1 protein-coding gene is annotated in these 206 nt (G+C 55.8%); it reads left to right on the forward strand.

What is annotated here, in order from left to right; all coding sequences use genetic code 11:
- Nucleotides 1–206: FKBP-type peptidyl-prolyl cis-trans isomerase (locus ACTHSP_RS24455; RefSeq protein WP_440347269.1), on the forward strand; the 206-nt coding region annotated here is incomplete at both ends.

The following is a 206-nucleotide window of genomic DNA, read 5'->3' on the forward strand; positions in this document are numbered from 1 at the left end:
GGCAAAGAAGCCGTCAAAGGCAAAGAAATCACCGTACATTACACCGGCTGGTTGGAAGACGGTACCAAATTCGACTCCAGCCTCGACCGCCGTCAACCGCTGACCATCACCCTGGGCGTCGGCCAAGTGATTAAAGGTTGGGACGAAGGCTTCGGCGGCATGAAAGAAGGCGGCAAACGCAAGCTGACCATTCCTTCCGAAATGGG

Source organism: Neisseria sp. P0001.S005, assembly GCF_051963715.1.